Genomic DNA, 6,389 nt, shown 5'->3' on the forward strand with positions numbered 1-6,389 from the left:
CGCAATTCGGCGGGCGAGGGCGGCTTGGAAGCGAGCTGGCCGAGCAGGAGTTCGGCGCGCCCGAGCTGGCGCATGCAGCGGTAGGCGATGTCCTGCATCGCGCCACGCGCCTGGGGCGTCGCGCCGGTCTGCGTGAAGACGGTGGCCAGCGCCTGCGGCAGGGCGGTGCCGGCACGGACTTTCGCCACGGCGTATGCTGCGCCCAGCAGGCTGAAGGCGAGCGAATCGGTTTTCAGTTGAGTATTCAGCATCGGTATGCGCGGCTGTGCCGCGCAGCAGTAAGGTGGATCAGGCCTTGGTGAAGGCGAGCTTTGCGCCCAGCGCAACGAAGGTGGCGCCGACACTACGTTCCAGCCACAGCTTCACGCGCGGGCTGCGTCCTGCGCGCCGGGCAAGCGTCCCCGCAAGGAATGCGGTGCCGCTGTTCCAGAATGTGCTGAGGACGACAAAGGCCGCACCGAGCAGCAGGAAGGCCAGCGTCTTGTGCGGCGCATCCGTGCGTACGAACTGCGGGATGAACGCAAGGAAGAACAGGATGACCTTCGGATTCAGCACGTTGGTCACCATCGCCTGCAGGAAAATGGTTTTATGCGAGCGCACGTCTTGCGCTTTCGCCGGCGCCGACGCATCACCGGGCTTGGCGAGCATCATGCGCAGGCCGAGGTAGACCAGGTAGATTCCGCCGGCCAGCTTGATGATGGTGAAAGCGGCAGCCGACGCCGCGAGGATGGCGCTCAGGCCGACGGCGGAGGCGAGTGCATGTACGCAGCACCCGGCGGAAATGCCGAGGGCGGACAGCAGACCTGCTGCACGTCCCTGTGCGATGCTGCGTCCGACGATATAGGCGGTGTCAGGACCGGGCGTTGCGTTGAGCAACAGGACCGCGACAAGAAACAGGCCGAAATTCGAAATGCCGAGGATGTCCATACACAATGCGCACCGGCAACCCGGTGCGGATAGGCAAAGACATCATTGTAGCCGCGTTGCGGGTGCTACACGCCCCACATCACATCCTTGTGGTCGTTCCTGGCAGCACGCAACATTTCCAGCAAAGGATAGGCGCGTGTTGCAAAGCTGACAAATTCAACGGGCTCGTGTTCGTTGTCGTCGCCTTCTTCCCCATGGTGCGCCAGCACATCGCGCTTCACTTCCTCGGATGTCGGGTGCATGCGGCTCTCGGCGATTTCCGCCTCCAGTTTCGCCACGGCATTCGGCGCTTCGTCAGATGTGATGACGCCGCGTTTGACGTCCTTGTTCAGCAAATCAAGAATGCGCTTGGCATGCTCCTCGTACATCAGGACTTCCGCCGCTGCCTTCGATTTGAATGTAACCAGCATGGTGCCTCCGATAGCAGTCCTTATGCTTAAACCATAGCATGAGTTTGGGATTTTGCTATAGGCCAAATCAGTGCGGCGAGGGCGTGGCCCGGTTCATCACGAAGGCGAACAGTGCCAGCGCCTGTCCGGCAACGCAAACAGCGAGCGCGCCGCGCATCGCGTCAGCCGGAATGGCGCCAAATGCGCCGAACATGTCCATCAGCAAGCCCGCGCCCCATTGGACGGCGAACGAACCGACAAAGACCGACAGGTTGAAGGCGCTGTTGGCACGCCCGGCGAGTGCGACGGGAAATGCCAGGCTGACACCGGTCTGGGTCAGCGTGGTGACGGTGATGCAGGCCGCGAGGATAAGCCACAGCATCCAGGACCAGGGGGTCGACGTGGCCAGCATGCAAAGCTGGACTGCCACTGTTCCGCCCAGGCCGATTGCAATGACACGCACCGCAGGATATCCCGCCGAACCGTCCTGCGAAACATGGCGCGGCGCCCACCATGACATGACCAGGTAGGACAGCATCATGCACAGGTTGAAGGCGAACAGGATGTGGGCCGTCTGCTGCTTGCTCATGCCCAGCACGGTCATCATCCATGGCCCGGCCCACAAGGTCTGCCATGCGGAAAGCGTGCCGTGGTTGATGACGCCGAGCAGCGCCATGCGGCGGAAGTACGGATTGGAAAAGATATGCCGGTAACCGAGCCTGGCGTTGCCTGCCTGCGCGGGTTTCGCCTGCGCGGCGGCTTCGTGCATTGCTTCCGCCTTGCGCACCAGGAAGAAGATGGCTGCCGAGGCGGTCAGGATCATGCCGCACATCACCCAGAACACGCCACGCCATCCGATGAATGGCAGGGCGGCGCTCACCGGCACTGTGGATGCCAGCGCGCCGGACGTACCCGCCACCAGCATCCACGCCCCTAGCCGGCTTTGCTGCCCGGGCGAAAACCATTGCCGGTACGCCTTGAAGGGGGCCATCAGGCACGCGGAAACGCCAACACCGATCAGCAGCCGTCCCAGCCACAGCCCGGCCAGCGACTCACTGCTCGCAAAGATGGCTGCGCCGGCGGCGGCAAACAGCAGCAGCAAGGATTCGGTGCGGCGCGGTCCGTACTTGTCCAGCCAGATGCCGAGCGGCAGTTGCAAGGCGGCAAAGCTGAGGAAGTAGGCCGACGACAGCAGGCCGAGGTCCGCGTTCTGCAAGCCGACGTCGGCCTGCAGGTCCGGCGCGATCACCGCATTGATCGAGCGGAAAGCGTAGGACAGGAAATACGCCGCCGCGAAGCACAGGAAGGTTTGCGCTGCGGCCAGCCCGCGGAGTGCCGGCATGTCAGTCCAGCTTGAACGAAGTGAGGAAGGTATCCACCGCTTCAGGCGGGAGCGACGCTTCCTTGCCGATGGCGATGACCTGGTAGATCCGCTTGTCCTTTGCGATGAAGCGGCCGTGCAGCACGCGTGATTCCGCGCCTGCGGCCTCGATGTCGATCGTCGCCGGAATGGCGCCGGGTACGGATGCCGTTTCCTTGCGCACGGTACCGCCGATGTTGCGCACCAGCGCAGTCTTCATGGCCGCCAGCGCGCGCTGCGCCTGGGCCGGGTCCGGCATTTCCGCCGTGCCGACGGCAAAGGTCACGCCGTCGACATCGGCTGCGGTCATCGTCATCGGTACTTCGATGCCGTCGAGATTGACGTTGCGCGTGTGCGTCGCCGGTTTTGCCGGCAGCAGGACGGCGAAGGGCGCGGACGTGCCGCGCACTTCGCGCCAGTCGAACTTGGGAGAGCAGGCCAGCAGGGTGATGCAGGCGGCGAGGGAAGCCGCCCTGCGCAGGGGAGCGGGGAGGGTAAACATGCGCAACATGGTAGCAGTTGCGCCATGTTTCGTGCTCAGGCTGATGCCGTACCTGCCGCCTTGCTGTCCGCGTGTGCTTTCTGGAAGGTGCGCATGCCCAGCACCACGCCCGCAACCAGCAGCACAATGCCGGCGAGTACGGCCACCGTCGGCACCGCACCACGCCAGATAAAGGCATACAGCAGCGCGGACAGTGTTTCGAACACGATGAGCTGTCCGGCCAGCGAGGTCGGCAGCCTTTGGCTGGCCTTGTTCCACAACATCGTGCCGAGCCAGGACGCGCACAGGCCGAGCGTCAGCATCAATCCGATGAATTGCGCCGGGCGCGGCCCGAGCGGGAAACCGTAGGCCGCAGGATTGAATGCCGCATACACGCCATAAGCGATGAAGCCGGCAAGTGCCAGCGGCAGCGTCGCCAGCCCTTGCGCGGTGGCCCAGGTGGAGGAGGCGATGTGCGGATGCCGTTTCAGGTGGCGCGCATTCATGATCGGATACCAGGTCCAAGCTGCCAGCGCACCAAGCGTGATGAAGCAGCCGAGCGCATAGTCGGAGGTGGAACGGCTGCCGTCGAGATGCGTCAGTTCGCTCGCATTCACCAGCATCAATCCGAGGAAGATGATGACCAGCGAAGGCGCCAGCCGTCCCCATGCGACCGATTCCGACGGATGGCCGGGCGACCAGTTCGAGCAGATCGAAATCACGACCGGCAGCGTGCCGATCATCATCGCCGGCAGCGGTGCGTCCGCAAGCTGTATGCCGGTCGCCAGTGCGCCGTAGTAGAGGATGTTGCCGACCAGGGCCAGCTTGAGCGCCGCGATCCAGTCGGCCTTCGTCAGCGCGGCGATGCGGCGGCGGTCGAAGAAGGCCGGCACCAGCGCAATCAGGCCGAAGCCGATATAGCGGCCGAACGACAGCACGAGGCCCGGATAATCGCCGAGCATGAGGGGCGCGACAAACACCAGTCCCCACATGAGGCCGGCACCGAGCGCGCTGAGCAATCCGATGAGCATGGTCAAATCCGAAACGTAAATCCGGGCGCGGGAAGGCACCCGTGGAGCGGATTATCCGCGCCGGTTCGGCACCGGTCTTGTACCGATTTGCTGTTGGTACTGGGCAGGCGTGACGCCGTAGGCGCGCTTGAACCAGCGATTGAGGTGGCTCTGGTCGGTCAGCCCGGCAGCAGCGGCGGCCTCCGACGGCGTCGCGCGTTTTGCCAGCAGCGACTTGGCGCGCGCCGCGCGGCGGGCCTGCACGTACTGGTGCGGCGTGACATGGAAGGCGGCGGAAAAGCTGCGCACGAAATGGAAGACCGACAGGCCAGCCTCGGCGGCCAGCATCTCGATGCTCAGGTTGTCGTCGAGATGCGCTTCCACGCAATCGAGCACGCGCTGCATCGACGCCATGCGGCGCCTTTCCGACTCGGATGCCGTGCGCACGTCGCGCACATTCTTGCCGTAGCGGGAGGCGATGGCATCGACCAGCGTGGTGAACCCGGACACGAATGCCACGTCATCCGGCGCATTCCACATGCGATGGAAAGTCCGCCGGAAGGCCGCGGCGAGCTGCGGATTATGGACGCTCGCATCGGGGAAGTAGGCCTCGCTGCCGGCCAGCTTGCGCAGGGTTTCCGGCTCGATGTACAGCATCTGGTAGGTCCATCCGGTGTCGACTTCCGCCTGCCCGGTATGCAGTTCATCCGGGTTGAGCAGCACCAGCGTGCCCGCCGGTGCAACGTGCTCCGAGCCGCGATGGCGGAAGCGTTCCACGCCGGCTTCGATCGCCCCTAGCGAGTAGCCGTCGTGCGCATGGGGCGCGAATGCATGGTCCACCAGGCGCGCCGAATACAGCTCCACGCCCGGCAGGTGCGGACAGGCCTTGAAGGTGACGAACTCGGAAGGGTGGTGGAACATGCGCGCCTCGACATGCTGCCCGAAACCATCCGGACGGCGGGAATGCCATCATAAGTCTTTATCGGCATTCCTGCGCGAAGCGCTCAATGATCCCTAAGTGCGCGGCGGTACTGGATTGCTTCCGCGACATGCGGTTGTGTGATCGTTGCCGAACCGGCAAGATCGGCGATGGTGCGCGCCACCTTCAGCACGCGGTGATAGGCGCGCGCGGACCAGTTCAGTTTCGTCATCGCCGTGCGCAGCAATTGCTCCGCCGCCTGGTCGGGCTTGCAGTGCTCGTCGATTTCCGCACCGGTCAGCGCGTGGTTGGCTTTTCCCTGGCGCGCAAGCTGCCGTTCGAAAGCATGTTCAACGCGTTCGGCAATGGCGGCCGACGGTTCGCCGTCTGCCTGTTTCAGCAAGTCCTCGTGCGGCAGCGCGCCGACCTGGATCTGCATGTCGATGCGGTCGAGCAGCGGTCCGGAAATCTTGCCCTGGTAGCGCGCGACGAGATCCGGCGTGCAGCGGCATTTGTTCGCACTGTGACCGAGATAACCGCAGGGGCAGGGGTTCATCGCCGCCACCAGCTGGAAGCGCGCCGGGAAGTCCGCTTGCCGCGCGGCGCGCGAGATGGTGATGTGGCCTGATTCGAGGGGCTCGCGCAGCACTTCGAGCACTTTGCGGTCAAATTCCGGGAGCTCGTCGAGGAACAAAATGCCTCGATGCGCGAGCGAGATTTCGCCCGGCCGCGGCGGACTGCCGCCGCCGACCAGCGCGACGCCCGACGCCGTATGGTGTGGCGCGCGATAGGGGCGCATTTTCCAGCGGCTGGCCGAATAGCCGCTCGTCAGCGACTGCACCGCGGCGGACTCGAGCGCTTCGTCGTCGGTCATCGGCGGCAGGATGCCGGGGAAGCGGGCGGCGAGCATCGATTTGCCGGTGCCGGGCGGGCCGACCATCAATAAACTGTGGCCGCCAGTTGCTGCGACCTCAAGTGCGCGCTTGGCCTGCGCTTGTCCCTTGACATCGGCGAAGTCAGGATAAGACGGACGATCCTGGCTGGCCGCCGAGCGATGCCGCGATAGTCTCGTCTCCGCTGATCGTCCTGCGAAGTGTGCGCATACCTGCAGCAGGGTGTCGGCGGGGAATATCGTGGCGTCGCGTACCAGTGCCGCCTCTTCCGCATTGGCGCGCGGCAGGATGAACGCGCGCTGCCGGCCGCCGCTGCCGCCGGCCTTATGCATCGCATAGGTCATCGCCAGCACGCCGCGAATCGGGCGCAGTTCACCGGACAGCGAAAGCTCGCCGGCGAATTCATATTC

7 protein-coding genes and 1 pseudogene are annotated in these 6,389 nt (G+C 64.6%); all 8 read right to left on the reverse strand.

Going from position 1 to position 6,389, the window contains the following annotated elements:
* A pseudogene (locus tag AYR66_RS29665) lies at positions 1-251 on the reverse strand (16S rRNA (cytosine(967)-C(5))-methyltransferase RsmB); the annotation flags it as partial.
* Positions 252-288: 37 nt separating this feature from the next.
* A complete protein-coding gene (locus tag AYR66_RS17850) occupies positions 289-927 on the reverse strand; it encodes a LysE family translocator (RefSeq protein WP_088708626.1) in 639 nt (212 codons plus the stop codon).
* Between the two features lie 65 nt (positions 928-992).
* A complete protein-coding gene (locus AYR66_RS17855; protein WP_088708627.1) occupies positions 993-1,337 on the reverse strand; it encodes a DUF1840 domain-containing protein in 345 nt (114 codons plus the stop codon).
* Positions 1,338-1,404: 67 nt separating this feature from the next.
* On the reverse strand, positions 1,405-2,658 hold the full coding sequence (locus tag AYR66_RS17860; protein ID WP_088708628.1) for an MFS transporter: 1,254 nt from the start codon (positions 2,656-2,658) through the stop codon (positions 1,405-1,407).
* Between the two features lies 1 nt (position 2,659).
* Entirely contained in the window at positions 2,660-3,178 is a 519-nt protein-coding gene (locus tag AYR66_RS17865; protein ID WP_088709894.1) for a hypothetical protein, read from the reverse strand.
* A gap of 35 nt (positions 3,179-3,213) precedes the next feature.
* The gene (locus AYR66_RS17870; RefSeq protein ID WP_088708629.1) at positions 3,214-4,188 is read right to left on the reverse strand and encodes a DMT family transporter; all 975 of its coding nucleotides are present in this window, start codon (positions 4,186-4,188) and stop codon (positions 3,214-3,216) included.
* Positions 4,189-4,239: 51 nt separating this feature from the next.
* Positions 4,240-5,088 (reverse strand): AraC family transcriptional regulator, encoded by an 849-nt coding sequence (locus AYR66_RS17875; RefSeq protein WP_088708630.1) that lies wholly within the window; start codon positions 5,086-5,088, stop codon positions 4,240-4,242.
* An 83-nt stretch (positions 5,089-5,171) separates the two neighbouring features.
* A partial coding sequence (locus AYR66_RS17880; protein ID WP_088709895.1) for a YifB family Mg chelatase-like AAA ATPase occupies positions 5,172-6,389 on the reverse strand: 1,218 nt, incomplete at its 5' end.

Origin of the sequence: Noviherbaspirillum denitrificans (assembly GCF_002211445.1) — a bacterium.
Taxonomy (GTDB): domain Bacteria; phylum Pseudomonadota; class Gammaproteobacteria; order Burkholderiales; family Burkholderiaceae_D; genus Noviherbaspirillum; species Noviherbaspirillum denitrificans.

Bases quoted from the DNA above. Each gene is read 5' to 3' on its own strand.
- AYR66_RS17865 (WP_088709894.1), bottom strand. From the start codon at position 3,178: ATGTTTACCCTCCCCGCTCCCCTGCGCAGGGCGGCTTCCCTCGCCGCC.
- AYR66_RS17870 (WP_088708629.1), bottom strand. From the start codon at position 4,188: ATGCTCATCGGATTGCTCAGCGCGCTCGGTGCCGGCCTCATGTGGGGA.
- AYR66_RS17860 (WP_088708628.1), bottom strand. From the start codon at position 2,658: ATGCCGGCACTCCGCGGGCTGGCCGCAGCGCAAACCTTCCTGTGCTTC.
- AYR66_RS17850 (WP_088708626.1), bottom strand. From the start codon at position 927: ATGGACATCCTCGGCATTTCGAATTTCGGCCTGTTTCTTGTCGCGGTC.
- AYR66_RS17875 (WP_088708630.1), bottom strand. From the start codon at position 5,088: ATGTTCCACCACCCTTCCGAGTTCGTCACCTTCAAGGCCTGTCCGCAC.
- AYR66_RS17855 (WP_088708627.1), bottom strand. From the start codon at position 1,337: ATGCTGGTTACATTCAAATCGAAGGCAGCGGCGGAAGTCCTGATGTAC.